This is a genomic window from Flavobacterium sp. YJ01 (assembly GCF_029320955.1).
Lineage (GTDB): Bacteria > Bacteroidota > Bacteroidia > Flavobacteriales > Flavobacteriaceae > Flavobacterium.
Genome location: NZ_CP119757.1, coordinates 2,193,026 through 2,219,805, shown reverse-complemented (window position 1 = coordinate 2,219,805; position 26,780 = coordinate 2,193,026). Strand labels below are relative to the sequence as shown.

Here is a 26,780-nt window from a genome sequence, read left to right as displayed (position 1 = left end):
GGGTTATGTTTTTTAATTAATTCATGAATAAAAAAACCGTCTCCACAATAAAGTGAAGACGGTTAAATATTTAGAAAAAAAGTGACTATACAATAAATATATTGGCAATGTCAACTACTTGCTGAGTCGTAAGTGGCTCATCATAAGCTTCGGAGCCTGCTGCTGCCCCAAAAGCAGTTGCAGTATTAAATCCTGCCTGCATTGTTACACCTTCGCCATCGTAAACAGCTTGTGTCGCTGCTGGCATACCTGCGCCTCTTTCGGAATTAGAAATCCATCCTTTTAAACCTCGCAATCTTCTAACTTCTGAAGCATGACGAGCTTCAACAGAATGAATTTGCAATGCCGCGGTCAATAAATCGGGTGTTGTAATTAAGTTTGCGGCTTGTCCTTTATATGCTCTAACTCCAGTATCTTCAAAAGCTTGTGCTAATGCTAAAAAGGTTGGGTAATCTCCAAACGGATTAAATGCGCCTCCAACTGTAAAGTCAAAAGTTGGTTTTGGAACAAAATTGGCACTTGCTGAGCCGCCTAAACCTGCAATCAAAAATTTTACGTGATCTGATTCGTGTGCAGCAATTTGCTGAAATACTTTTAAATCGCGTCCGCCATTTTCAGAAGCAGGAATTACACCTGAATCTAATGCCATGGCGTAAAACTCGTTTTCAAGATATTCTAAGGTCAAAGCAAATTGCAAAGCTCCAATTGGAGTTGCTGGTGTTGCTGTAATGTCTTTAGCGAAAGCTTTATTAGTAAGAGCGGACAATCCGAATGGAATTGATGCTAAGGCTAAATTTTTTCCAATATTTCCAAACTGCGAAAAACTGTCTCTTCGAGAACCAGTACTATTCATTAAATTATTGTCAGTAAAGGATTCTATAAATTTTAAAATGTTCATAATTTCTAAGTTTTAGCGGTTAAGATTAAGGCAGGTATTTAGCTGTAAATTTTGTTGTAATAAAACCAGCGGCAATCGGCAGGATTTTAGACGGATCTTTTGCATCGTCTAAACCTGTTGACATATTTACAATATCATCTCCGGCGAAATCTTTAGAATTCGGATTAATCAAACTTCGTATAGCAGCGGCATGTCTTGCTTCTACAGAAACAATTTTCCCTGCTAATAATAGGTAGTCGGCTGTTTTGATTAATTTACCAGCACCGTTATAGGCGGCAACTCCAGTATCTTCTAATGCTTTTGCGGTCGCTAAAACTTCGGTACGGCTGTTGAAATTCAATGATCCATAATTAAAGGCTAAAGAAGGGAGTAATTGTGAACTTGGATCAGGAAGTGCTCCGTTTAAAGCGGCTTTGAAGAAATCTCTATGAACGACTTCATGATGGTATAAATCTGTTAAAACCTCACGTTCAAGGCTGCTAAATACAGTGTTAAAACTACTGGCATTAACAACCTTAGTATAAAAGTCGGCTTCTAGTTGTTCGAGAGCGTATGCATAAGTCAAAACTCCAAAATCTCCAGAGCCTAAATCAAAAACACCATTTCTTATTCCAGGTAAAGAGGTGTCTGGCATATCATTATCGTTGTCATTGTCGCTGCAGCCAGCAAAAACCAAACCTGCGGTAACTAATGTTAGTCCACTGAGCTTAAGAAAGCTCCTTCTGCTATCCAGGGAAGGATTAACTTCCTGAATCTTAACTTCGTTTTTCATAATTAAGTTTTTTTAATAGTTAACAACATTGGTTTAGTTATTAGGTATTTATTTATTAACGAAATTTTAGGAGATGCGGTTTCAGAAAAATCTGCTTTTTTAATATTATTTCGAATAAATGGTATAATTTGAAAGACTGCTTATTGTTTTTTGTTTTATTTTCGGTAATTCTACTATATTTGTATTAATTACATAAACTTTTATAGATGAAAGCTAAAGCAACTCTAAAACAAATTGCGAAAGAACTAGGAGTTTCTGTGTCAACAGTGTCTAAAGCTCTGAATGACAGTCCAGAAATTAGTGAGCAAACGAAGGTTAAGATTAAGGAGTATGCAAAACTCAAAAATTATAAGCCGAATGTTATTGGTCTTAATTTGAAGAATCGTAAAACAAAAACGATTGGAGTAATTATTCCTAATATTTTAAATTCTTTCTTCGCGAAAGTTTTTAGCGGTATTGAGAAAGTTGCCGATAAAAAAGGATATAATGTAATTACATGTATTTCTAATGAATCTCTAGAAAAAGAAGTCCATACTTTAGAAATGTTAAGTAACGGAACAATCGACGGATTTATTCTGTCTGTTTCGAAAGAGGCTCAAACACTTCAAGATTACAATCATTTTTCTGAGATTATTAATGATGGAACGCCAATCGTGATGTTTGATCGTATTGCAGATGAAGTAGATTGTGATAAAGTTGTAGTTGATGATTTTGATTCGGCTATAAATTCTACTCAACATTTAATTGATTTAGGATGTAAAAATATTGCGTTGATTTCTTCTGTAGATAATATAAGTGTTGGAAGATTGAGAACAGAAGGATATTTAAAAGCTTTAAAAGACAATAATATTCCAGTAAACGAAAAAATTATTCTTCGTACCGATTCTGAAGAAGACATGAAAGCTAAAATCGATGGGATTTTTGATCATAAAATTGACGGAATTTTTGCTTTGGACGAAAATGATTCAGTTGCGGCATTAAGAGTAAGTTTGAAAAAAGGATTTAGAGTTCCAGAAGATATTTCGATTATTGGTTTCGCAGACGGAATTTTAGCTTCGAGACGTTTATCGCCAAGTTTGACGACAATAAGTCAGCATGGGGTTGAAATTGGAGAAGTTGCCGCTAAAAGATTAATCGAAAGATTGGAAGAACCAGAAGGAACAGTTTCAGAATACGAAACGATTGTTATTAAAACAAAATTGAAAGAAAGAGAATCTACTCGAAAAAAATAAAAATAAATATGAAATTAAAAAAGGATTGTTCGAGAGAACAGTCCTTTTTTATTATATGTAATTTATGTCATTTCGACGAAGGAGAAATCTTCGCGAGAAGCTCTACAAAGATTGGCTTATTGGAATGGAGTTACTTGCAAAGATTTCTCCTTCGTCGAAATGACAAGATTGTGTTCTTTGTTCTTTAGAAATCTAAAATCAACAATCTAAAATAAATTTAATGCGCTTCTAACCAATCTTTACCCATTCCTAATTCAACTTCCAAAGGAACAGACATTATAAATGCATTTTCCATTTCGTGTTTAATCATTGGCTGAATTTTTTCGAGTTCATCATTGTGAACATCGAACACAAGCTCATCATGCACTTGAAGCAACATTCTTGATTTCCAGTTTTCGTCACGAAGTTTTTTATGAATATTGATCATTGCAATTTTAATCACATCGGCAGCGCTTCCTTGAATTGGTGCATTTACAGCATTTCTTTCGGCTGCACTTCTAACAACCGCATTTGCAGAATTGATATCTTTTAAATAACGACGACGACCTAAAATGGTTTGAACGTAACCTTTTTCACGAGCAAAATCAACTTGTTCTGAAATATAAGATTTAAGACGAGGATAAGTTTTGTAATATGCATCAATTAAAGCGGCACTTTCGCTTCTTGAAAGAGAAGTTTGGTTACTCAATCCAAAAGCAGAAACACCATAAATAATTCCAAAGTTTACTGTTTTGGCATTACTTCTTTGTTCGCGAGAAACTTCTTCTAATGCAACATCAAAAACTTTTGCGGCAGTTGCTCTGTGAATATCTTCTCCATTTTGAAAAGCTGCAATCATATTTTCTTCACCGCTCAAAGCGGCAATAATACGCAACTCAATTTGAGAGTAATCGGCAGAAATTAAAGTATAATTTTCATCGCGCGCTACAAAAGCTTTACGAATCTGACGTCCTCTTTCGGTACGAATTGGAATATTCTGCAAGTTCGGATTATTAGAACTCAAACGTCCCGTAGCCGCAACAGTTTGCATATAATCGGTATGAACGCGCAAAGTCTTTTTATCAACTTGTTCTGGTAAAGCCAAAATATAAGTACTTTGCAATTTTACCATCTGACGCCAATCTAAGATCTGTTTTACAATCGGATTATCATTCGCCAAATAAGTCAAAACTTCTTCGCCAGTTGCATATTGACCAGTTTTGGTTTTCTTTTGTTTTGCGCCGCCAATTTTAAGTTTGTCAAATAAAATATCTCCTAATTGTTTTGGAGAAGCCAAATTGAATTTCTCGCCCGCAGTTTCGTATATTTTTTCTTCTAAAGATTTGATTTCAACTTCCATTTCAGAAGACATTCCTTTTAAGAAATCTACATCTAAACGAATTCCTTCCGTTTCCATATCGGCTAAAACACTAACTAACGGAATTTCGATTTCATCAAATAACTTTTTAGTTTCTGTTTTGTCTAATTCTGAAGTAAAAATTTCTTTTAATTGTAAAGTAATATCAGCATCTTCGGCTGCGTATTCTTTAATGTCTTCTAAAGGAACATCACGCATCGAAAGCTGGTTTTTTCCTTTTTTGCCAATTAAAGTTTCAATAGATTTTGGAGAATATTTCAAATACGTTTCGGCTAAAATATCCATATTATGACGCATATCTGGATTAATCAGATAATGTGCAATCATCGTATCAAAAAGTTTTCCTTTTACAGTAACACCATAATTAGAAAGGATTTTTAAATCGTATTTTAAGTTTTGTCCGATTTTCTCAATATTTTCATTTTCAAAAAATGGAACAAATTTGTTAATCAAAGTTTGAGCTTCTTCCTGACTTTCCGGAAACGGAACGTAAAATGCTTTTCCTTTTTCATAAGAAAAAGACATTCCGACCAATTCTGCGTGAAGCGCGTCGATTCCTGTTGTTTCAGTATCAAAACAAACTGAAGTCTGTTTTTCTAAATTTTGCAAAAGCATTTTAATACCTAAATCGCCTTGAATAGTTTGGTAAAAATGCTCTGTGTTTTCTAAAGTGTTGTAAAATGAAGTTCTTTCGATTTCAGCATTTTCTCCATTTGTATTTCCGCCTCCAAAAAGATCAAATTGATCTTCATTTTTTGGCTGTGGTTTCTTGTATAATTTGGCATCCGCAACTTCTGGTGCAGCAGTTTGAGTTCCGTCTGTTTTAAATAAATTATCAAACTGTTCGGCCATTCTTCTAAATTCCAATTCCTGAAAAATAGCATCTGTTTTTTCAATATCGGGACGAGAAAGTTCATAATCGTCTTCATTAAAGGTAACATCACAATCGCAGATAATGGTTGCCAGTTTTTTAGATAAAATACCTTTCTCTTTATTGGCTTCAATATTTTCTTTCATTTTGCCTTTTAGTAAATGGGTATTTTCTAAAAGGTTTTCCATTGTGCCGTATTCTTTCAGGAATTTTTTAGCTGTAACTTCACCAACACCTGGCAAACCTGGAATATTATCCACAGCATCGCCCATCATTCCAAGAAAATCAATTACTTGTTCAGGTCTTTCTATTTCAAATTTTGCCAAAACCTCTGGAATTCCCCAGATTTCGATTCCGTTACCCATACGGGCAGGTTTGTACATGAAAATATTTTCAGAAACCAATTGCGCAAAATCTTTATCGGGTGTTACCATAAAGACTTTGTAATTTTGTTTTTCGGCCTGTTTTGCAATTGTTCCAATTAAATCGTCAGCTTCACAACCTTCAACTTCTATAATCGGAATATGCATAGCGCGTAATAATTCCTGAATATAAGGAACGGCAATTTTAATAGCCTCAGGCGTTGCATCACGATTGGCTTTATATTCTACGAACATTTCTGTTCTTACATGACTTCCGCCTTTGTCAAAAGCTACAGCCAAATGATCTGGTTTTTCTCTTTTAATAACATCCAAAAGTGAGTTCATAAAACCCATAATTGCAGATGTATCCATTCCTTTAGAGTTGATTCTCGGGTTTTTAATAAAAGCATAATAACCGCGAAAAATTAATGCGTAAGCATCTAGAAGAAAAAGGCGTTTTTGAGTCGACATATAAAAAATATTAGTCTGTAAAAATAAACAATTGAGGTTTGAAACATTAATCAAAAAAGAAAAATTTTACCATATAAGTTATATAAGTTCATTTTAGCGGAGGCGCACATTGTAGAGATGCACTGCAGTGCGTCTAAATTATATACGCTCAATATTTAAATTAACTTATATAACTTATATGGTAGAAAAACAAGAAGAGTTAATATCAAGTTAAAATTTTTTATTCGGCAGTTTCTTCATTTTTTCTTCATGTTGTGAAAGTAATTTTGACATATAAATTAAAAGGTTATTAATTCTTAAATCTTAGAAATCATGAGAAATTTATTAATGTTACTAGTAGCAGTTTTAGGAACAAGTGCAATGGTTCAAGCATTTCCAGCAAAAACAGAAAAAGCAGTTGCAACAAAAGAAGTAAAAGCAACTAAACATCCTAAACACAAATCTTCTAAAAAAGCGAAAGCAGAAAAAACAGAAGCTAAAACAGAAGCCCCAAAAACAGAAACTGCAAAAATGAATAAATAGTATGTTTTTTGTTTTGTTTTCAGAAGAGTATTACGAAAGCAAAACAGGAAGGATAATTATGAAGAATGCAGGAGTTAAAAGCTGATAAAGAAATTTGTCAGCTTTTTTCGTTAATATTTTAATAACGCATAATTTGGTTTTTTAGAATTGATTACTTTTAATTGTGCTAAACACTTTTGGTTATGAATGTTTTGATTGTAGAAGATAATCGAGAACTTGCGGTAGAAGTTTATGATTTTTTGTGTAATGCAGGATATATCTGCAAGATTGCTCACACTTGTGCCGATGCTTTAGAAGAATTTAATAGTAACGATTATGATGCCATGCTTCTAGATTTAGGACTTCCAGACGGCGATGGTTTTGAGGTTTTGCAAACCGTTAGAAAAACAAAATCAAAAATGGCGGTAATTGTCTTAACAGCAAGAGGAGAATTAGATGACAGAATTAATGGCCTGCATCTTGGAGCCGATGATTATCTGACAAAACCTTTTGCGCTGACTGAACTTAGCGCCAGATTATTTGCTGTTATCAGAAGAATTCATGGCTTTACTTTAAACAATCTTTCTATAAATGGTTTTGTCTTACAACTTCAAGATTATAAAGTGAGTTATAATGAACAGCCAATTAATTTAACCAAAAAGGAATTTGATATTTTTCAATATTTAGTTTTGAATAAAAATCGAGTAATCACACGTCTTCAGCTTACAGAACATATTTGGGGAGATATTTTAGAAGTCAATTCAGATTCTAATTTTATTGATGTTCATGTTCGAAATCTTAGAAAAAAACTAGACAAACACGCACCAATAGATTGGTTTGAAACAGTTCGAAATGTCGGTTATCGTATAAACGAATAAATAATTCTTGTGAAAATAAAACATCAATTAGCCATTTTTAATGCACTGACAAGATTGTTGGTAATTTTGATTTTATGGCTAATGCTTCCCATTTTGGTTCAAAATGTGGTTTATCATCATATAAATAATAGTCTTCTCGAAAAAAAGAAAAAATTTATAGAACACTTAAATAAGGAAGAAATTAATGATTTTATAGAAAATCCTGATGATTCTACCGAAACTTTTTCAGAGTTTTCAACACTCCACAGCGAGTTTTTAGTTCTTTCTCGTGTTCCAATCAAACCGCATCAAAAGAAAACCACTTTTACAAATGAGTATCGTAAGATTGAAAATGAAGAAAGCGAATATCGAATTCTACAGCATCATTTTACCTACGAAGGCGAAGATTATCAACTTGAAATTGGAAGCAGTTTGTCTGAAGTTAACGATTTGACTTTTGTGATTCGTTTCTTTATACTAATTGTTTTTGTTGTCATCTTATTTATTACTTTTTTGGCTGATACTTTTTATATAGAATATCTTCTCAAACCATTTTATAAAATTATCGATACAAAAATTAGGCGTGTAAACGAACCTGAAACATTCGATCACACTCCGATAAAAGCGGCTTCGCGAGATTTTAGAGAATTGGATTTTGTTTTAAATCAAATGATGGATCGTATTTCGGAAGTTTTTAAAAAAGAAAAACAATTTATTTCGAATGTTTCGCACGAACTTCTAACGCCAATTGCGCTTCTTAAAAATAAACTCGAAAATTTATTGCAAAACGAATCTTTAGATGACAACGCTGTAGATAAAATCGCAGGTTCGTTGAAGACTTTAGATATGCTGAAAAAAATCATTAATAATTTATTGCTGATTTCCAGAATAGACAATAATCAATATGAGGCAAATGAAGAAATCAATCTTCGCGAAATAGTTACAGATTTACAAGAAGATCTTCAAGATCGTATTGATGATAGAGGAATTCAGTTTGTAAATAAAATGCAAAACCGTTTTATCTTTTTGGGAAACAAAACCTTAATTCATATTTTGATTTATAATTTGGTTACAAATGCCGTAAAATACAATAAACCAAATGGGAATATTCTTGTTGAAGATGGTTTTGTTGATGAACAATATTTCATTAAAGTAAAAGATTCTGGAATTGGAATGGACGAATCGCAATTGGAAAAAATATTTAGCAGGTTTGCCAGAATTAGTTCAGATCAAGAAGGGCAGGGGTTAGGGCTTGCAATTGCGCAAAGTATTGCATCTTTTCATCATATAGAAATTAAAGTAGAATCTGAACTGGGAAAAGGAACTTCTTTTATTTTATGGTTTCAAAAGCCAATTAAAAGTTAAAATTTCCTGTAAGACTTTATCTTCATTTTGTCTTCATTTTACGATTATATCTTTGACTTATAAATAATGAAATAATAATCATCATAAAATTTAAAGTCATGAAAAAATTAGCAATTTTAACAGTAGCAGTATTAGGAACATTCTCAATGGTAAACGCTCAAACAACTCCAGCAGCAGCACCAGCAAAAGAAGTAAAAGTCGCTAAACACGATAAAAAAGGAAACAAAAAAGCTAAAGGAGAGAAAAAAGCAGAAGCTGTAAAAGCAGAAGCTCCAAAAGCAAAATAAAAACAACATTATATGTTGAAGATTAAATAGTTTTAAAAAGGTTGGTAGGGAAAAAGCTAAAAGAGTATTCTTTTAGCTTTTTCTATTTAATAGCGTTAAATTTTTTATAATAATAAGCGATAGCATTTTCATTCTTTGTTACTTTTGTTTAAAACTATAAAGTAAATGATCCTTCGTTTTGTAATTCTATGCGCTCTTTTTATATTTATTGAGTTCTATTCTTATCAAGCCTTTCGCACTTTAATTAAGCTTAGATGGGTTTTGATAAGTTATCAGGTTATAAGCCTGCTAATTCTATTATTTATTATCTATTCATTTTCTCAGGTCGATCGCTCAGTAGGGCAGACTCGCCAATTCATGTTTACTACGGGTTTAATGCTTTTGGTTTATGTGCCAAAAATTGTTCTTACTTTGGTAATGTTTGGAGAAGATATTATTAGAATTGGAGCAAGTATCTTAAACTATTTTATTTATAATACGCCGCGTAAAGAAATGATGCCAGACAGACGAAAGTTTGTAAGTCAGATTGCTTTAGGTTTGGCTGCAATTCCATTTTTATCTTTGATTTATGGAATTTTTGAAGGGAAATATAATTTTAAAGTTTTTAAACAAACTATATTTTTTCCAGATCTTCCAGATGCTTTTGATGGTTTTAAAATCACTCAGATTTCTGATGTTCACAGCGGAAGTTTTGATAATCCAGAAAAAATAAATTATGCGATTGATTTAATAAATCAGCAAGAATCTGATATAATTCTGTTTACTGGAGATATTGTAAATACGCATGCAAAAGAAATGCATCCTTGGTTGGAGACTTTTAATCGAATAAAAGATTACAAGTACGGAAAGTTTGCGGTTCTAGGGAATCACGATTACGGAGAATATGTTACTTGGCCTTCTGAAAAGGAAAAAGATGAAAATTTCCAGCAAATTAAAAAGCTTTACGGTCAAATTGGTTTTAAACTTATGTTGAATGAACATACGTATATCCAAAAAGGAAATGATAAAATTGCATTGGTTGGAGTGGAGAATTGGGGTGTGAATTTCAAAAAAGCGGGAGATTTAAATAAAGCTTCACAAAATGTACATCAAGACGATTTTAAAATTTTGATGAGTCATGATCCAAGTCATTGGGATGCTGAAATTAAAGAACATCCAAAGAATTTCCATTTAACATTTGCGGGTCACACACACGGAATGCAATTTGGAATTGAAATCCCGGGATATTTCAAATGGAGTTTAGCCCAATATATTTATAAACAATGGGCAGGCTTGTACGAAAACCTCGGAAGATACGTTTATGTTAACCGCGGGTTTGGTTTTCACGCTTATCCAGGACGAGTTGGAATTATGCCTGAAATAACAGTCATTGAACTAAAAAAGGGCCGTAATGTCGCTTAATTCGTTAAAAATGCTAAATTTGTATTATATTTAATTCTATTAATAGATTTAAAAACTTAAAATTTTTGGTTTTATGTCAAAATTTGGAGAACTAATAAATGCTCAAGTTCCAGTGTTAATTGATTTTTACACCGATTGGAATGAATCTTCAGTTTCTATGCATCCTGTAATTAAGGATGTTGCTGCGGCGCTTGGTGATAAAGCCAAGGTGATTAAAATTGATGTAGATAAAAATCAGGAACTAGCAGAAGCACTTCGTATAAAAGGACTTCCAACTTTAATGATTTATAAAGATGGGCAAATGATCTGGAGACAATCTGGAGAACTTGACGCGAATACTATTATCGGAATTGTGCAAGATCAATTCAACATTTAAATAACTTCTCTTATTGATGTTATTTAGTGAATAATATCAAACTTATATCCGTTTTCTTTTAAAAAATGCAGTGTTCTAGGTAAAGCAAATCTCAAGTTTGGAGAAGCTTTAATGCTGTCGTGAAAAACAATCACGCTTCCTGATTTTACATTCTTGGTGACATTTTCCAAGCATTTTTCAGGAGTAATGCTTTGATCGAAGTCGGCACTCAAAACATCCCACATTACTATTTTATAGCCTAATTTTCTAAGAACTTTAGATTGTGCTTTTTTGATTTTTCCGTAAGGAGGACGAAATAATAAACGGCGTGGAGCTTTTTCTTGTTCGTCTAAAACTTCGGCGCAGTTTTTCACGTTTTCGATATAATCATTAGTATGGATTTTCCATCCATTTACATGATTCATAGTGTGATTGCCAATAGAGTGGCCTTCAGTTATTAGTTTTTCGAATAAAGCTAAGTTAGCTTTTATGTTTTTTCCGATGCAGAAAAAAGTGGCTTTTGCATCAAATTTTTTCAATTCAGATAAAACCCAGTCTGTAATTTCTGGAGTTGGGCCGTCATCAAATGTTAGGTATATTTTCTTTTCATTGTTAGGAATGTCCCAGCAATATTTAGAAAATACCCTTTTAATAAATGAGTTCGTTTTTACCCAATAAAAGCTCATCTTGAGTTGAATTTAATTGTATGTATAAAATTAAAAAATGCAGCGCTATTTATCAAACAGTGCTGCATTTTTTTAATTGTTAAAAATTACGTATATTATTCTTTCTCACGTCCAAAACGCTCAAATACATTTACGTAAGTGTTAAATGTTGTTTTGTGTTTGTTGTAGAAAGCGTTGTCTTTGTTTTCCTGCATTACATGCAATAAACTTCTGTAGCGCTCAATATCTGTAATGATATCAATTGCCAAATCAGATTGATCAGAAGGAGTTAGTGTACTGTAATAGTTAAGGTTTTCCTTGTATTTTTCAACTAATTTATTCAAAAGATCTTGCGCTTTAGCAGTTTCTCCAACTTTATAATAACCGCCCGCAAAAGGTTCAACTAGAGAATAATAGCCATACTTGTCTAAAGGCATTTTTGTCATTGCTAAATTTATTACATTTTTAGCTTTATCAATTTTGCCTTCTTCAATAAGCTGATTCATTAATCTAGAAAGATTAGTACGGTATGTAATGCTGTTTCTTCTTGTTTCTGGATCGTGATAGATGTTTCTGTTACTATTTCCCCAATCCCATTTCATTACAATGTCATACATTTTTTCTGAATCAATTTGTCCCATATCTAATGGGCCACCATCTTTAGAAGGAGTAGTTTTTATAGGCACCAATTTGTAAACCATTCCATCTAACTGTAAATAGTCTTTTAGCCATAAATAATCCTCGTCGTCAAATGCACCTCCACTAAAGTAAATTGGTCTTTTCCAATTATTATTAGCTAAGATGTCAAGCATCATTAAGCGGTTTTTGTATAAAGCACTTCCTTTGATGTCTATATCTAAATAAGGAACGATAGAATCATGGTATTTTGGATTAACAATTTTATTTTGAATGATGGCGTTTTTGTCAACATTCACTCTAATTTTATTTGTTGGATAAAAATGAATTGTTTGCCCATTTTGCAATCCTACAGTTGATTTAGGATTTTTAATAAAATCGATAAAATCCTTAATATTCCAACGAGTATCAATTTTTTGAATGTAAGCTGTATAGTCCAGATTGTCTCCTACATATTGTTTGTGCTCAAAAGAAATAGGAAGCGGATTAGATTCGTACGACTTAGCTTTCATCTGGTCGATATACCAATCTGTCATAAATAGACTCGTATTTACAATCTTAACATCCGTTCTGAAGTGTTCAATTTCTTGCGCATACCAAAGTGGGAATGTGTCATTATCTCCGATTGTAAATAAAATAGCATCTTTATCACAAGAACTTAAATAAGCTTTTGCCATTGCAACAGCTGTATATCTGCCAGATCTATCGTGATCATCCCAGTTTTGAGAAGCCATTAAAATAGGAGCAGCCAACAAACTTCCAGCAATAATTACTGGTCCAGCAATTTTTGGAGCAACATATTTCTGGAAACTTTCGTAAAGCGAATAAACTCCAAAACCAATCCAGATGGCAAAAACATAAAACGAACCTACAAGTGCATAATCTCTTTCACGAGGTTCAAAAGGTCTTTCGTTTAAGTATATTTTTAATGCAATCCCTGTAAATAAAAACAACGCTAAAAGCACGTAGAAGCTTTTCAAATCTTTATTTGCATGATACATTAATCCTATTAAACCTAAAATGAAAGGAAGGAAATAATAAACATTTCTTCCTTTATTGTTTAATACGTCAGCAGGTAAATTATCCTGAGAACCTAAATGAATTGAATCTAAAGGTTTGATACCACTAATCCAGTTTCCATCTAGATTGTCATATTTACCTTGAATGTCATTCTGACGTCCAACAAAATTCCACATCAAATATCTCCAATACATATATCCGAACTGATATTCGAACATAAAACTAAAGTTGTCTCCAGCAGAAGGTTTTTCTATAATTAAATAATCTTTGTAGCTGCTTAAGAATTTAACATAACCCTCGTTGTCAATTTGTTTTTGAGCGTAAGCTTTTCTAAATTCAGAAACTGTTTTTTCAACTTCGTTGCGCAATTGAGCTGTAGCTTTATTGTATTCGTCTTCGCTTAATTGGCTTGCATCAATTCCGTATTTTGCCAATTCTTCATCATAATTGTAATTTAGGTTAATTCGGAATTTAGGAGGACTTGTAAAGTTGATATAATTCTGAATATGAGATGTTTCGGTGCTCCATAATCTAGGCAGAAAAGTTTTTTGATTGTCATCAGAATTCTGCTCTGCATTTTTATAATTGTTGGTAATAACGTATTTACCTGTTTTATAATCTCTTTCGTAGTTTGGTTTTTTATCCGAATATGGGTTTTTAGCATCAAGTCCGGCATAAACCTCAGTATATTGAGGTCCGTAAAACAATGGATTTACACCATATTGTTCACGATTGTAATAAGCTAAAACCTCTGTAGCATCTGAAGGTTTGTTTTCGTTGATAACTGTATTAGCGTTTGCTCTGACAGGAAGCATTAACCAAGTTGAGAAACCAATCAAAATGAATAAAATGCATAAGATAATAGTATTGTAGAATATTAATCCTTTTTGCTTAGTGTATTTTAATCCAAAATAGAAGAAAGCGATAAATAGTAGGGCAACGAAAATAGTTCCTGAGTTAAAAGGAAGTCCCATGCTGTTTACCATGAAAATTTCGGTTTTTCCGAAAAATGCCATAGTTAACGGAAGAAGTAAAATGAAAATAAATAATAAAATTCCAACAACCACAAGGTTTGCAATGATGAAATTTTTGATTGTTACTTTTTCGTAATGTTTAAAATAGTATAAAAATCCGATGGAAGGAATTGTAAGAAGAGCCATAAAGTGAACTCCAAAAGAAAGACCAACAACTAAAGAAATAATTAAAAGCCATTTGTTCCCTTTAGGTTTATCCATATCTTGTTCCCAACGTAAACCAAGCCAGAAAAGCAATGCAATTAATAAAGAAGCCATCGCGTAAACTTCGGCTTCAACCGCATTAAACCAGAAACTATCGGAGAATGTGTAAGCTAAAGCTCCAACAAAAGAACTTCCTAAAATAACAATCGAATTGTTTTGGTCGATTTCTGCAAAACGAGCCACAATCTTTTTTAAGATCATAGAAGAAGACCAGAACATAAATAATATGGTAAATGCGCTAGAAAAAACAGACATCATGTTAACCATAAGAGCGACATGTTTGGCATCTATTGCAAACATTGCAAAAAATGCGCCCATCATCTGAAAAAGTGGAGCTCCTGGAGGGTGACCTACTTCAAGTTTGGCTGCGGTTGCAATATATTCTCCGCAATCCCAAAAGCTCATTGTAGGTTCAACTGTTAATGTGTAAGTAATTAAAGCGATTGCAAATGCAAACCAACCAATAATTGTATTCCATTTATTGAAATTGAATTGTGCCATATTTAGGTGTTAAAAATTTGAAAGTTTTCTATCCTACAAAGAAAATGTTTTTTTATGTAAAGAATAGAGCATTAACAAAAAATTCTATAAAAGTATCTAGCGATAGTAATTTATTGTGTATGAAGTGTTTTGCGTGTTGAAGAAAATTTGAAAGTGAAAAAAAGCTAAAAAAAATATTTTTTTTAGCTAAAAAGTTTGCGAAAACTAAATAAAGCCTTAAATTTGCACTCGCTTTACAGCACTGCTGGTCTATGGTGTAATGGTAACACTACGGTTTTTGGTGCCGTCTTTCTAGGTTCGAGTCCTAGTAGACCAACAGAAAAGTCTCTCAGAAATGAGAGGCTTTTTTTTATGCAAAAAAAGTTGTTTTAAAATTTGCATAAACTAAATAAAGTTTTAATTTTGCACCCGCTTAACAGCACTGCTGGTCTATGGTGTAATGGTAACACTACGGTTTTTGGTGCCGTCTTTCTAGGTTCGAGTCCTAGTAGACCAACATAAAAAGCCTCTCAGGAATGAGAGGCTTTTTTTTATGTGCTAAAATTATTTTTTTATTTCCTTATATTTTTAAAGTGATTACCGGTCTAACAGCATGATTGACTAATCCTTCGCTAATGCTTCCGTTAAAAAAGTGCGCAAAACCTGTTCTGCCGTGCGTACACATTCCTATGATGTCGGCATTTATTTTATTAGAAAAATTAATAATTCCTTTTTCGATATTAGTGTCGTTATAAATTTGAGTGGTATAATTGCTAATGTCAAATTGAGAAGCAAAATCATTCATTGCTTTTTCTGCAACGTGAGTAGGTTTGAAACTGTTTGGAGTGCAAATGTTTACTAAATGTAGTTTTGAATCAAATAATTGAGTGAAATTTAAAAGTTTTTTAAACGGTTTTTTTGCTTCTTCAGAAAAATCAGATGCAAAAACAATATTAGCGGCGTCGAAATTTGAAATGTTTTTCTTGATGATTAAAACAGGAATTTCAGAATTGCGGACAACTTTTTCGGTGTTAGAACCAATAAGTAATTCTTCGATGCCAGACGATCCGTGAGAACCCATGATAATTAGGTCGACTTCATAATCTTTGCTTATTTGCGTTATGCCATGTATTGGTTTGTCCATTTTTACAACTTCGGTTATTGATATTCCGTCAAGATAAGATCTTGAAGAAACTTCATCAAGCATTTCGTTTGCTTTTTTCATAAAAAGCATGCTTTCAGGAATGCTGATTCCGCCCATAATAGCATCGTTTGATTGATGTGGTAATTCGAGCATGTGCAGGATGATAATCTCAGAATTATTTTTTTTTGCGATTTGGGAGGCAACTTTTAAAGCATCTTCTGCGTGTTCTGAGAAGTCGGTAGGTACTAAAATTCGTTTCATAATTTTAAAGTTAAATAATATGAATAATTCTCTGTTTTAATGCTCTTATAAAGGTAAGAAATATTTTTAGAGCAATCAATTTATTTGATTTATAAAAAAAACACTATATTTGCACAGTTATTTATTAAAATCTAAATAATGAGGGGACTAAGTGTCCCCTCTTTTTATAAAATTATGACATTCAAAGAAAAAGTAAACGGATTAATTACAGAAGCTCTTCTGGAAAAGCCATCAATCTTTTTGATTGATCTTGCTGTTTCGGATTCTTTTAAGATTAGCGTTGGTTTAGACGGGGATAATGGAGTGGCACTGCAGGATTGTATTGATATTAGTCGTGCAATCGAGAATAATCTAGATCGTGAAGAACAGGATTTTTCGCTTGAAGTAGCGTCAGTTGGAGTAGGATCGCCTTTGAAATTGATAAGACAATACAAGAAAAATATTGGTAGAACGCTGATTGTTACTACAAATACTGAAAAAATTGAAGCAGAATTGATAGAAGCTAACGATGTTTTTATAATTTTGTCTTGGAAAGCAAGGGAACCAAAAAAAGTAGGAAAAGGAAAAGAAACAGTTCAAAAAGAGCAACAAATACCTTATACAGAAATTAAAGAGGCAGTTGTTACAGTAACATTTTAATTTTAATTAAAGAATTCGCATGGAAAATTTAGCATTAATCGATTCATTCTCAGAGTTTAAAGATAATAAACTTATTGATCGTGTAACGCTTATGGCAATTTTAGAGGATGTGTTTAGAAATGCATTGAAGAAAAAATACGGATCTGATGATAACTTCGATATTATTATAAATCCTGATAAAGGAGATATGGAGATATGGAGAAGAAGAGTAATCGTTGCTGATGAAGATCTGGATTTTGAAAACGAAGAAATTACCTTGACCGAAGCAAGAATGATTGAGGCGGATTTTGAAATTGGCGAAGAAGTTTCTGAAGAAGTTAAATTGATTGATTTAGGAAGAAGAGCTATTTTAGCGCTTCGTCAAAACTTAATATCTAAAATTCACGAACACGATAATACTAATCTTTACAAACAGTTTAAAGATATTATCGGTGATATTTATACAGCAGAAGTACATCACGTGCGTCCTAGAGTAGTTATCTTGGTTGATGATGAAGGAAATGAAATTGTTCTTCCGAAAGAAAAACAAATTCCATCTGACTTTTTCCGTAAAGGAGATAACGTTCGTGGAATTATTGAAAGTGTGGAATTAAAAGGAAATAAACCTCAAATTATTATGTCTAGAACTTCAGAAAAGTTCTTGGAAAAATTGTTTGAGCAAGAAATTCCAGAAGTTTTCGACGGATTAATTACAGTTAAAAATGTAGTTCGTATTCCTGGAGAAAAAGCAAAAGTAGCTGTTGATTCTTATGATGATAGAATTGATCCAGTTGGAGCTTGCGTTGGAATGAAAGGTTCTCGTATTCATGGAATTGTTCGCGAGTTAGGAAATGAAAATATTGACGTTATAAACTATACAAACAATATTCAATTGTTTATTACAAGAGCATTAAGCCCTGCAAAAGTTTCTTCTATTAAAATTGATGAAGAAAATAAAAGAGCTGAAGTTTTCTTGAAATTAGAAGAGGTTTCTAAAGCAATCGGTAGAGGAGGTCACAACATTAAATTAGCAGGTCAATTGACAGGTTATGAATTGGATGTAATCCGTGAAGGTGATGTTGCTGGTACAGTTGCGGATGAAGATGATGTTGAATTAACAGAGTTTTCAGATGAAATCGAAGAATGGGTAATTGAAGAGTTTGCTAAGATAGGTTTGGATACTGCAAAAAGTATCTTGAAACACGACGTAGAAGATTTAGTAAGAAGAACAGATTTAGAAGAGGAAACTATTCTAGATGTTATGAAGATACTAAAAGAAGAGTTTGATAGCTAGGCAATAGCTGAACATCTGGCTCTAACAACACAACGAAAAAGGTAATAATAAAAAGGTTATATGTCTGAAGAGAGAGTAATAAGAATAAACAAGGTTTTAAGGGAATTAAATATTTCGTTAGAAAGAGCTGTAGATTATCTAAAAGATAAGGGAATTGCTATTGATGCAAATCCAAATGCAAAAATTTCTGATAGTGAATTTAATATCCTTCAAAGCCAATTTGCGGGCGATAAGGGGAATAAAGAGGCTTCTAAAGAGGTTGGAGAAGAAAAAAGAAAAGAAAAAGAAGCATTACGTGTAGAACGTGAGAAAGAGATTGAAGACAAACGCAGACAAGAAGAAGAGCGTCAAAAGCAGCAAGAAATAATCAAAGCGAGAGCGGTTGTTTCGGGACCTGTGCAAGTTGGAAAAATTGACTTAAATCCAAAAAAACCTGCGATTACTCCTTCTGAGGAAACAGTTAAGGCTGAAGAGCCAAAAGCTGTTGTTGCACCTGTGCAACCAGAGAAACCTGTTCAAAATGAAACGGTAAAGTCGGAACCGGTGGTAACTCCTCCAGTTTCAGAAACCAAAAAAGAAGAACCTGTTATTACTGAGAAAAAAGAGGCTAAAGTTGAATCTTCTAAAGTTGCGCAAGAACCGATTGTGTCTACAGATCCAACAACTTCAGAAGAAACTATTACAACGCAATATCAAAAACTTTCAGGAACTACTCTTACTGGGCAGACAATTGATTTATCTCAATTCAATAAACCTAAGAAAAAGAAGGAAGATCCTAAAGCGGCTCAAAATAATAAGCCTGGAACTCCTGGAGTAGGCGGTAATAATGCAAATAAAAATAAGCGTAAAAGAATAGCTCCAAAACCAGGTGCGCCTGGAGCGCCAAAACCTGTTGCGGGTAATAACGCGCCTGGAACGCCAAATCCAAATAAAATTACGCCAAATAATAATGGTGGAGGCTTTAATGCAAACAGAAGTCAGAGGCCAGGTTTTGTAAAAGGAAACCGTCCTGCAATTGTTGCTAAAGTTGAGCCGACAGAAGAAGAAGTAAAAAACCAAATTAGAGAAACTCTTGAAAAACTTCAAGGTAAAGGAGGTAAATCTAAAGCGGCTAAATATAGAAGAGATAAAAGAGAAACACACCGTCAGAAATCTGATGATGAGCAAAGAGCTCTTGATGAAGGAAGTAAAACTATTAAGGTTACAGAATTCGTTACAGTAGGAGAAATTGCTATTATGATGGATGTGCCGATTACTAAAGTAATTGGAACTTGTATGTCTCTTGGAATCATGGTTACCATGAATCAACGTCTTGATGCTGAAACTCTAACAATTGTAGCAGATGAGTTTGGTTATGAAGTTGAATTTATCACGGTTGATATTGAAGAAGCTATTGAGGTAGTTGAAGATAAAGAAGAAGATTTAGTTACTAGAGCACCAATTGTTACTGTAATGGGACACGTCGATCACGGTAAAACATCTTTACTAGATTATATTCGTAAAGAAAATGTGATCGCGGGTGAGTCTGGAGGTATTACACAGCACATTGGAGCTTATGGTGTAACTTTAGATAATGGTCAAAAAATTGCATTCTTAGATACACCAGGTCACGAGGCGTTTACCGCGATGCGTGCGCGTGGAGCTCAAGTTACAGATATTGCCATTATTGTTGTTGCGGCGGATGATGATATCATGCCACAAACAAAAGAAGCAATTTCTCACGCACAAGCTGCGGGAGTACCAATTATATTTGCAATCAATAAAATTGATAAACCAAACGCAAATGTTGATAAAATTAAAGAGCGTTTGGCTGGTATGAATTTACTTGTTGAAGATTGGGGTGGAAAAATTCAATCACATGATATTTCTGCAAAAGTTGGAACAGGAGTTAAAGAATTATTAGAGAAAGTTTTATTAGAAGCTGAAATCTTAGATTTAAAAGCAAATCCAAATAAAGCTGCTCAAGGAACAGTTGTTGAAGCTTTCCTTGATAAAGGAAAAGGATATGTTTCTACAATTTTAGTTCAACAAGGGACATTGAAAATTGGGGATTACATGTTGGCTGGAAAGCACCATGGAAAAGTTAAAGCAATGCATGACGAAAGAGGGCATACAGTTTTATCTGCAGGTCCTTCAACGCCAGTATCAGTTTTAGGTTTGGATGGAGCTGCAACAGCTGGTGATAAATTCAATGTTTTTGAAGATGAAAAAGAGGCTAAACAAATTGCTTCTAAGCGTTCTCAATTAATGCGTGAACAATCAGTTCGTACACAAAGACATATTACACTTGATGAGATCGGTCGTCGTATCGCTCTTGGACAGTTTAAAGAATTGAACGTAATCCTTAAAGGGGATGTTGATGGATCTGTTGAAGCATTATCAGATTCGTTCTCTAAACTTTCTACCGAAGAAGTTCAAATTAATATCATCCATAAAGGAGTTGGCGCAATTACAGAAACCGATGTTAACTTAGCTTCTGCGTCAGATGCTATTATTATCGGATTCAATGTTCGTCCTGCTGGAAATGCCAGACAACTTGCAGATAAAGAAGAAATCGATATCCGTTATTACTCTATTATCTATGCAGCTATCGATGACTTGAAAGATGCAATGGAAGGAATGTTGGCGCCAGAGATGAAAGAAGAAGTTTTAGGAAACGCAGAAATTCGTGAGATTTTCAAAATTTCTAAGGTGGGTTCAATCGCTGGATGTATGGTTACTGATGGTAAAATCTTAAGAACTTCCAAGATCAGGGTTATTAGAGACGGAGTTGTGGTTCATACAGGTGAGCTTGTGGCTTTAAAACGTTTCAAAGACGATGTTAAAGAGGTAACGAAAGGTTATGATTGTGGTATTCAAATTAAAGGATTTAATGATATTGAAATTAATGATGTTATTGAAGCTTATCACGAAGTAGCAATTAAAAAGAAATTGAAATAAAATTCAATCATTATAAAAAAAAGTCTCAATGAAAATTGAGACTTTTTTTGTGAAAAGAATTTATTTGTCCTGCTATAATTTATTTCAAGTTTTAATGTTATTTTTGATTGAATTAAATTGATTTAAAATGAAATTAGGTATATATTCTGTTGTTTTGTTTTTAAGCTTTTCTTCTTTTTGTCTTGCGCAAGAAGATGTAGAGAAGCCTTCTCCACCTCCGGGAAATGCATTGGTAGGAGATTATTATGGGGCAGATGTTTCGGGTTCTTCTGTAAACAATGCTGTTTCTGTTAGTGAATTGAGTAGTAAATTGCAATCTTCAGCTAAAATTGAAAATGTTGCTGTAAAAGGTGAGGTTACTGGTGTTTGTCCAAAAAGAGGTTGCTGGGTTAGTGTTAAGGCAGATGACGGCACTTCTTTCTTTGTTAAAATGAAAGATTATTCATTTTTTGTGCCAACCGCATTAAAGGGTAAAAATGTTGTTCTAGAAGGAAATGCTGAGAAAAAAGTTACTTCCGTAGAAGAATTAAAGCATTATGCAAAAGATGCTAAAAAATCGAAAGCAGAAATTGATGCAATTAAAACGCCGAAAGAAGAAATACGATTTATGGCAAGTGGTATTAAAGTTGTGAATTAGTCATCTTTGAGTATTCTTAAAACAAAAAAAGCGGGATAATTTCCCGCTTTTTTTGTTTTAAAATGATTTATTTGCCTGGTTTAAGAAGGAAGACAGTTTTGTATCGTTTTTTAATTTCAGCTAAATTTCTTTCTGCTTCAATTCGAGTTTTAAAATTGCCGACAATTACTTTGTAATTTGGTGTGTTAAAAATTATTGTCCCATCGATATTAGAATTTTCTCGTTTAAAATCTGAAAGTGTTTTCTTGGCTTCGTCGCTTTTGCCGCTAAAGATTTGAATTCTGTAAGTATCGTTTGTATTTATTGACGTGTTAATTTTACGCTTCTCATTTAACAATTGCTCAAATTTGGGGTCTTGGTTCAATGTTAAATTTTGGTCTTGTGCATTAATATTGTGCGAGAAAGCAATCGTTGTAATTGCTAATAACATTTTTTTTGAAGGACTTAAAATTCTCATAATGTGATGGTTTTTATGCAAAAATACTATTTAAAGTTTGAGTGTAAAATTTTAATATTATTTAGAATTGATATAAATTGATATTTAAGGGTATTTTAAGGTTTTGAGAATAGTTCATAAGTCGTATTTTTGTGCAAGTTTTAAAAGAGGGTGTGTGTTTTTACTGCTTTAATACAGAAAAAATCATACCAAAAATTAGTAGACAATTATTTATACTATATGAAAAAGGTGGGTAACCATAATTCGATCTCAAGAAAATTGCTGTTTGGCTTATCGCTGACGTTAATTTTCTCCCTAACTTCATTTGCTCAAGATGCTGCTGCTCCGGCGGCGCCTGAAGCTGCGGCTGCTGCTCCAGCTGCGGGAGGCGGTGATCCAGTAAAAGGGAAGGAACTTTTTAATGCAAATTGCGCTGCATGTCACAAATTAGATGCTAAATCAACAGGTCCTGCTTTAAGGGGTGTTGCTGCTAAGCATGATATGGCTTGGATTTACAAGTGGGTGCATAACAGTTCTGACATGATTAAGTCAGGTGATCCTGTTGCTGTTAAACTTTTTGAGGAAAATAACAAATCTGTTATGACTTCTTTTCCTCAATTGTCTGAAGGTGATATTGATAATATTATCGCTTATACTTCTGAAGTTAAGGCTGAGCCTGCTGCTGATGCTAAAGCATTGCCAACTGGTCCTCAAGAAGGCGGAAGTGGAATTTCAAACAATATTATTTTAGGGGCTCTTGCTCTAGTAATGGCTATCTTAGTTGTGATGTTGTTCATGGTGAACAAGGTTTTAACTAAGGTTGCAAATAAGAATGGTATTGAGGTTGCTCCTAAAGAGGCTAAAACTCCAATTTGGAAAGCTTTCGTTAAAAATCAATTTTTGGTTTTGGTAACGTCTATCTTTTTGCTTTTGGCAAGTGGTTATTTTGTTTATGGTTACTTAATGCAAGTAGGTGTGGATCAGAATTATGAGCCAATTCAGCCAATTCACTATTCTCACAAAATTCACGCTGGTGATAACGAAATCAATTGTAAATATTGCCACTCTGCTGCACGTGTAAGTAAAACGGCTGGTATTCCTTCTTTAAATGTTTGTATGAACTGTCATAAAAATATTTCTGAAGTTGCTGAAACAACTGCTACACCTGAGTACAGCAAAGCTTTTTACGATGCGCAGATTCAAAAATTATATGATGCTGTTGGGTGGGATAAAGCAAAACAAGCTTACACTGGAAAAACGCAGCCTGTTAAATGGGTTCGTATTCATAACCTTCCTGATTTTGTTTATTTCAATCACTCACAACACGTTTCTGTTGCTGGAATTGAATGTCAAACTTGTCATGGACCAGTTCAGGAATTTGAAATCATGAAGCAATACTCTAAATTAACAATGGGATGGTGTGTTGATTGCCATAGAAAAACTGATGTTAAGATGGAAGGTAACGCTTACTATGACAAAATTCATGCTGAGCTTTCTAAAAAATACGGTGTAGAGAAATTAACTGCAGCGCAAATGGGAGGTTTAGAATGTGGTAAATGCCACTATTAATCGATTTATTAAGATTTTAATATATATATACAATGTCATCAAACAAAAAATACTGGAAAAGTGTTGAAGAGCTAGAAAATAGCTCTATTGTTGAGGCGCTTAGAAATAACGAATTTGTTGAAGAAATTCCTACTGATGAGTTTTTGGGTAATGCTGATGCTTTATCTACATCTGGGACTTCACGTCGTGACTTTTTAAAGTACGTAGGATTTAGTACTGCAGCTGTTACTTTGGCTGCTTGCGAAGGTCCTGTTCACAAGTCTATCCCTTATGTTTTACAGCCAGAACAAATCATTCCTGGTGTTGCTGATTATTATGCAACTACAGTTTTTGATGGTTTTGATTTTGCTAACCTTTTGGTTAAAACTCGTGAGGGTCGTCCAATTAAAATTGAAAACAATACAATTGCTGGTGCTAAATTTGCAGCGAACGCAAGAATTCATGCTTCTATTTTAGGATTGTATGATAGTGGTCGTTTGAAAGAGCCTAAGGTAGATGGTAAAAATTCTACTTGGTCAGCAGTTGATTTAAAAATTAAATCAAGCTTAGCTGATGCAAAAGCTAAAGGAGGACAAGTTGTATTATTGACTAATACTTTAGCTAGTCCATCTACAGAAAAGTTAATTGCTGAATTTATTGCTAAAAACCCAAATGCAAAACATGTGGTTTATGATGCAGTTTCTTCTTCAGAAGCTTTAGATGCTTTTGAATCAGTTTATGGTCAAAGAGCTTTAGTTGATTACGATTTTTCAAAAGCTTCATTAATCGTATCTGTTGGTGCTGATTTCTTAGGAGACTGGCAAGGTGGTGGGTATGATTCTGGATATGCAAAAGGACGTATTCCTCAAAATGGAAAAATGTCTCGTCACTTCCAGTTTGAATCAAACATGACATTGTCTGGTGCTGCTGCTGATAAACGTGTTCCAATGACTACTGCTGTTCAAAAACAGGCTTTAGTTCAAATTTATAATATTATTACAGGTGCTTCTGTTCCTGTTGCTTTAGACGGAAACGTTAAGGCTGAAGTGGTAAAAGCTGCACAACAGCTTAAAGCTGCTGGATCAAAAGGAGTTTTAGTATCTGGAATTGAAGATAAAAATGCTCAATTATTAGTTTTGGCTATCAATCAAGTGTTAGCTAGTGAAGCTTTTAGTACTGCAGGAGCAAGACAAATTAGAAAAGGTTCTAATGCTGTTGTTTCACAGTTTATTAAAGATTTGAATGCGGGAAGTGTTCATACTTTAATTATGAGTGGTGTTAATCCAGTTTATACATTAGCTGATTCTGCTGCTTTTGTTTCTGGATTGAAAAAAGTTAAAACTTCTGTTGCTTTTGCATTAAAAGAAGATGAGACTGCATCAATTGTAAATGTTGCGGCTCCAACTCCTCATTATTTAGAATCTTGGGGTGATGTTGAAATTACAAGCGGAACTTATAGTTTAACTCAACCAACTATCCGTCCTATTTTCAATACAAAACAATTTCAAGATGTTTTATTGTCATTAAATGGTGCTGCTGGTACTTTTTATGATTACTTAAAAGCTAACTCTGGAGTATTTACTGCAGGTTCTTCTTGGAATGAAGTATTGCATGATGGTGTAGCTGTTGTGGGCTCTACAGTATTATCAGGAGGAGCTATTGATGCTACTTCTTCTGCAAATGCTGTTGCTAAATCTAAATCAGCTGGAGAGTATGAGTTAGTTTTGTATACTAAAACAGGTCTAGGAGACGGACAACATGCAAACAATCCTTGGTTGCAGGAGTTTCCAGATCCAATTACAAGAGTTTCTTGGGATAACTATGTTACAGTTTCTAACGCAGACGCTAAAAAACTTGGTTTGTCAAACGAAATTGTTGCAAACGGAGGTTTAAATGGTAGTTATGCTACTATTACTGTTGACGGAGCTAAGTTAGAAAATGTTCCAGTTATCGTTCAGCCAGGTCAGGCAGTTGGGACTATTGGTCTAGCTCTTGGATATGGGCGTAAAGCTTCTCTAAAAGAAGAAATGCAAGTAGGTTTAAATGCTTACGCTTTATATAAAGGATTTAATGGAGTTCAATCTGTATCTATAGTAAAAGCTGGAGGAGAACATGAATTTGCTTGTGTTCAAGGTCAGAAAACATTAATGGGTAGAGGAGATATCATTAAAGAAACTACTTTAGAGGTATTTAATACTAAAGATGCAGAACATTGGAATGAAAAGCCAATGGTATCTTTAGATCACCAAGAAGTTGAAGCTACAACTGTTGACTTATGGGAATCTTTTGATCGTACTACAGGTCACCACTTCAACTTATCAATTGACTTAAATGCTTGTACTGGATGTGGTGCTTGTGTTATTGCTTGTCACGCTGAAAACAACGTACCAGTTGTTGGTAAAGCAGAAGTTAGAAGAAGCCGTGATATGCACTGGTTACGTATCGATAGATACTATTCTTCAGAAAGTACATTTGAAGGTGACAATGAAAGAAAAGAGGGAATAGCTGGTTTATCAAGTTCATTATCTACATTTAATGAAATGGAAAAACCTGGGGATAATCCACAGGTAGCATTCCAACCAGTAATGTGTCAGCACTGTAACCACGCACCTTGTGAAACAGTTTGTCCTGTTGCTGCTACATCTCACGGTCGTCAAGGTCAAAACCATATGGCATACAACAGATGTGTTGGTACTCGTTACTGTGCAAATAACTGTCCTTATAAAGTACGTCGTTTTAACTGGTTCTTGTATAACAAAAACAGCGAATTCGATTATCATATGAATGACGATTTAGGTCGTATGGTGTTAAACCCAGACGTAAACGTTCGTTCTCGTGGAGTTATGGAAAAATGTTCTTTCTGTATCCAAAGTACTCAAGCTGTAATTCTTCAAGCAAAACGTGAAGGTAGAGTAGTGGCAAAAGATGAGTTCAACAATGCTTGTGCTTGTTCTGCTGCTTGTTCTTCTGGAGCTATGGTTTTTGGAGATGTTAATGATAAAGAAAGTGAAGTTGCTAAACTTGCTGAAAGCGAAAGAGCTTATCACTTATTAGAGCATGTGGGTACAAAACCAAATGTTTTCTATCATGTAAAAGTTAGAAATACTTAGAAAAATTATTAATTAAGAAACAAT

At 33.7% G+C, this 26,780-nt stretch carries 20 protein-coding genes and 2 tRNA genes; 15 read left to right on the top strand and 7 right to left on the bottom strand.

Annotated features, from left to right (window positions below):
- Positions 1-85: 85 nt before the first annotated feature.
- Together P0R33_RS09725 and P0R33_RS09720 are read right to left on the bottom strand one after the other, a co-directional pair.
- Positions 86-898, bottom strand: a complete 813-nt coding sequence (locus P0R33_RS09725) for a ferritin-like domain-containing protein (RefSeq protein WP_276175248.1) — start codon at positions 896-898, stop codon at positions 86-88.
- A 25-nt stretch (positions 899-923) separates the two neighbouring features.
- Positions 924-1,670 carry a ferritin-like domain-containing protein gene (locus P0R33_RS09720; RefSeq protein ID WP_276175247.1) on the bottom strand — a complete coding sequence of 249 codons (747 nt, stop codon included), beginning with the start codon at positions 1,668-1,670 and terminating at the stop codon, positions 924-926.
- A gap of 206 nt (positions 1,671-1,876) precedes the next feature.
- Here P0R33_RS09720 and P0R33_RS09715 point away from each other — a divergent pair, with 206 nt between their 5' ends.
- A complete protein-coding gene (locus P0R33_RS09715) occupies positions 1,877-2,902 on the top strand; it encodes a LacI family DNA-binding transcriptional regulator (RefSeq protein ID WP_276175246.1) in 1,026 nt (341 codons plus the stop codon).
- Positions 2,903-3,119: 217 nt separating this feature from the next.
- Here the strand turns inward: P0R33_RS09715 and polA are convergent, their stop codons facing one another.
- A complete protein-coding gene (gene polA, locus P0R33_RS09710) occupies positions 3,120-5,963 on the bottom strand; it encodes a DNA polymerase I (protein WP_276175245.1) in 2,844 nt (947 codons plus the stop codon).
- Positions 5,964-6,275: 312 nt separating this feature from the next.
- Between polA and P0R33_RS09705 the strand changes: the two genes are divergently transcribed.
- The 6 genes from P0R33_RS09705 (at position 6,276) to P0R33_RS09680 (ending at position 10,750) form a co-directional block, all read left to right on the top strand.
- Complete coding sequence (locus P0R33_RS09705) at positions 6,276-6,485, top strand: hypothetical protein (protein WP_276175244.1); 210 nt, start codon at positions 6,276-6,278, stop codon at positions 6,483-6,485.
- A 182-nt stretch (positions 6,486-6,667) separates the two neighbouring features.
- Positions 6,668-7,342, top strand: coding sequence for a response regulator transcription factor (locus P0R33_RS09700; RefSeq protein WP_276175243.1), 675 nt, complete (start codon positions 6,668-6,670; stop codon positions 7,340-7,342).
- A gap of 9 nt (positions 7,343-7,351) precedes the next feature.
- Positions 7,352-8,686, top strand: coding sequence for a HAMP domain-containing sensor histidine kinase (locus P0R33_RS09695; protein WP_276175242.1), 1,335 nt, complete (start codon positions 7,352-7,354; stop codon positions 8,684-8,686).
- 98 nt (positions 8,687-8,784) lie between these two features.
- Positions 8,785-8,973, top strand: coding sequence for a hypothetical protein (locus P0R33_RS09690; RefSeq protein ID WP_276175241.1), 189 nt, complete (start codon positions 8,785-8,787; stop codon positions 8,971-8,973).
- Positions 8,974-9,138: 165 nt separating this feature from the next.
- On the top strand, positions 9,139-10,374 hold the full coding sequence (locus tag P0R33_RS09685) for a metallophosphoesterase (RefSeq protein ID WP_276175240.1): 1,236 nt from the start codon (positions 9,139-9,141) through the stop codon (positions 10,372-10,374).
- 73 nt (positions 10,375-10,447) lie between these two features.
- Complete coding sequence (locus P0R33_RS09680) at positions 10,448-10,750, top strand: thioredoxin family protein (RefSeq protein WP_276175239.1); 303 nt, start codon at positions 10,448-10,450, stop codon at positions 10,748-10,750.
- A gap of 23 nt (positions 10,751-10,773) precedes the next feature.
- Here the strand turns inward: P0R33_RS09680 and P0R33_RS09675 are convergent, their stop codons facing one another.
- Positions 10,774-11,415 carry a polysaccharide deacetylase family protein gene (locus tag P0R33_RS09675; protein ID WP_229354738.1) on the bottom strand — a complete coding sequence of 214 codons (642 nt, stop codon included), beginning with the start codon at positions 11,413-11,415 and terminating at the stop codon, positions 10,774-10,776.
- A gap of 95 nt (positions 11,416-11,510) precedes the next feature.
- Complete coding sequence (locus P0R33_RS09670; RefSeq protein ID WP_276175238.1) at positions 11,511-14,789, bottom strand: DUF2723 domain-containing protein; 3,279 nt, start codon at positions 14,787-14,789, stop codon at positions 11,511-11,513.
- Between the two features lie 245 nt (positions 14,790-15,034).
- Here P0R33_RS09670 and P0R33_RS09665 point away from each other — a divergent pair.
- A tRNA-Gln gene (locus P0R33_RS09665) sits at positions 15,035-15,105 on the top strand.
- 109 nt (positions 15,106-15,214) lie between these two features.
- Positions 15,215-15,285 (top strand) — tRNA-Gln (locus tag P0R33_RS09660).
- Between the two features lie 63 nt (positions 15,286-15,348).
- On the opposite strand, the gene P0R33_RS09655 is transcribed toward P0R33_RS09660, so the two are convergent.
- The gene (locus P0R33_RS09655) at positions 15,349-16,173 is read right to left on the bottom strand and encodes a universal stress protein (protein ID WP_276175237.1); all 825 of its coding nucleotides are present in this window, start codon (positions 16,171-16,173) and stop codon (positions 15,349-15,351) included.
- Between the two features lie 174 nt (positions 16,174-16,347).
- Here P0R33_RS09655 and rimP point away from each other — a divergent pair, with 174 nt between their 5' ends.
- The 4 genes from rimP (at position 16,348) to P0R33_RS09635 (ending at position 21,662) form a co-directional block, all read left to right on the top strand.
- Positions 16,348-16,812 carry a ribosome assembly cofactor RimP gene (gene rimP / locus P0R33_RS09650; protein ID WP_057117677.1) on the top strand — a complete coding sequence of 155 codons (465 nt, stop codon included), beginning with the start codon at positions 16,348-16,350 and terminating at the stop codon, positions 16,810-16,812.
- A 19-nt stretch (positions 16,813-16,831) separates the two neighbouring features.
- A complete protein-coding gene (nusA, locus tag P0R33_RS09645; RefSeq protein ID WP_223707140.1) occupies positions 16,832-18,085 on the top strand; it encodes a transcription termination factor NusA in 1,254 nt (417 codons plus the stop codon).
- Between the two features lie 60 nt (positions 18,086-18,145).
- The gene (gene infB / locus P0R33_RS09640) at positions 18,146-21,025 is read left to right on the top strand and encodes a translation initiation factor IF-2 (protein WP_276175236.1); all 2,880 of its coding nucleotides are present in this window, start codon (positions 18,146-18,148) and stop codon (positions 21,023-21,025) included.
- A gap of 127 nt (positions 21,026-21,152) precedes the next feature.
- Complete coding sequence (locus tag P0R33_RS09635; protein ID WP_276175235.1) at positions 21,153-21,662, top strand: DUF4920 domain-containing protein; 510 nt, start codon at positions 21,153-21,155, stop codon at positions 21,660-21,662.
- 67 nt (positions 21,663-21,729) lie between these two features.
- On the opposite strand, the gene P0R33_RS09630 is transcribed toward P0R33_RS09635, so the two are convergent.
- The gene (locus tag P0R33_RS09630) at positions 21,730-22,119 is read right to left on the bottom strand and encodes an SPOR domain-containing protein (RefSeq protein ID WP_276175234.1); all 390 of its coding nucleotides are present in this window, start codon (positions 22,117-22,119) and stop codon (positions 21,730-21,732) included.
- 219 nt (positions 22,120-22,338) lie between these two features.
- Between P0R33_RS09630 and P0R33_RS09625 the strand changes: the two genes are divergently transcribed.
- Together P0R33_RS09625 and P0R33_RS09620 are read left to right on the top strand one after the other, a co-directional pair.
- The gene (locus tag P0R33_RS09625) at positions 22,339-23,667 is read left to right on the top strand and encodes a c-type cytochrome (protein WP_276175233.1); all 1,329 of its coding nucleotides are present in this window, start codon (positions 22,339-22,341) and stop codon (positions 23,665-23,667) included.
- A 32-nt stretch (positions 23,668-23,699) separates the two neighbouring features.
- Complete coding sequence (locus tag P0R33_RS09620; RefSeq protein ID WP_276175232.1) at positions 23,700-26,756, top strand: TAT-variant-translocated molybdopterin oxidoreductase; 3,057 nt, start codon at positions 23,700-23,702, stop codon at positions 26,754-26,756.
- Positions 26,757-26,780: the final 24 nt, after the last annotated feature.

Bases quoted from the DNA above. Each gene is read 5' to 3' on its own strand.
- P0R33_RS09725 (WP_276175248.1), bottom strand. From the start codon at position 898: ATGAACATTTTAAAATTTATAGAATCCTTTACTGACAATAATTTAATG.
- P0R33_RS09720 (WP_276175247.1), bottom strand. From the start codon at position 1,670: ATGAAAAACGAAGTTAAGATTCAGGAAGTTAATCCTTCCCTGGATAGC.
- P0R33_RS09715 (WP_276175246.1), top strand. From the start codon at position 1,877: ATGAAAGCTAAAGCAACTCTAAAACAAATTGCGAAAGAACTAGGAGTT.
- polA (WP_276175245.1), bottom strand. From the start codon at position 5,963: ATGTCGACTCAAAAACGCCTTTTTCTTCTAGATGCTTACGCATTAATT.
- P0R33_RS09705 (WP_276175244.1), top strand. From the start codon at position 6,276: ATGAGAAATTTATTAATGTTACTAGTAGCAGTTTTAGGAACAAGTGCA.
- P0R33_RS09700 (WP_276175243.1), top strand. From the start codon at position 6,668: ATGAATGTTTTGATTGTAGAAGATAATCGAGAACTTGCGGTAGAAGTT.
- P0R33_RS09690 (WP_276175241.1), top strand. From the start codon at position 8,785: ATGAAAAAATTAGCAATTTTAACAGTAGCAGTATTAGGAACATTCTCA.
- P0R33_RS09685 (WP_276175240.1), top strand. From the start codon at position 9,139: ATGATCCTTCGTTTTGTAATTCTATGCGCTCTTTTTATATTTATTGAG.
- P0R33_RS09680 (WP_276175239.1), top strand. From the start codon at position 10,448: ATGTCAAAATTTGGAGAACTAATAAATGCTCAAGTTCCAGTGTTAATT.
- P0R33_RS09675 (WP_229354738.1), bottom strand. From the start codon at position 11,415: ATGAGCTTTTATTGGGTAAAAACGAACTCATTTATTAAAAGGGTATTT.
- P0R33_RS09670 (WP_276175238.1), bottom strand. From the start codon at position 14,789: ATGGCACAATTCAATTTCAATAAATGGAATACAATTATTGGTTGGTTT.
- P0R33_RS09655 (WP_276175237.1), bottom strand. From the start codon at position 16,173: ATGAAACGAATTTTAGTACCTACCGACTTCTCAGAACACGCAGAAGAT.
- rimP (WP_057117677.1), top strand. From the start codon at position 16,348: ATGACATTCAAAGAAAAAGTAAACGGATTAATTACAGAAGCTCTTCTG.
- nusA (WP_223707140.1), top strand. From the start codon at position 16,832: ATGGAAAATTTAGCATTAATCGATTCATTCTCAGAGTTTAAAGATAAT.
- infB (WP_276175236.1), top strand. From the start codon at position 18,146: ATGTCTGAAGAGAGAGTAATAAGAATAAACAAGGTTTTAAGGGAATTA.
- P0R33_RS09635 (WP_276175235.1), top strand. From the start codon at position 21,153: ATGAAATTAGGTATATATTCTGTTGTTTTGTTTTTAAGCTTTTCTTCT.
- P0R33_RS09630 (WP_276175234.1), bottom strand. From the start codon at position 22,119: ATGAGAATTTTAAGTCCTTCAAAAAAAATGTTATTAGCAATTACAACG.
- P0R33_RS09625 (WP_276175233.1), top strand. From the start codon at position 22,339: ATGAAAAAGGTGGGTAACCATAATTCGATCTCAAGAAAATTGCTGTTT.
- P0R33_RS09620 (WP_276175232.1), top strand. From the start codon at position 23,700: ATGTCATCAAACAAAAAATACTGGAAAAGTGTTGAAGAGCTAGAAAAT.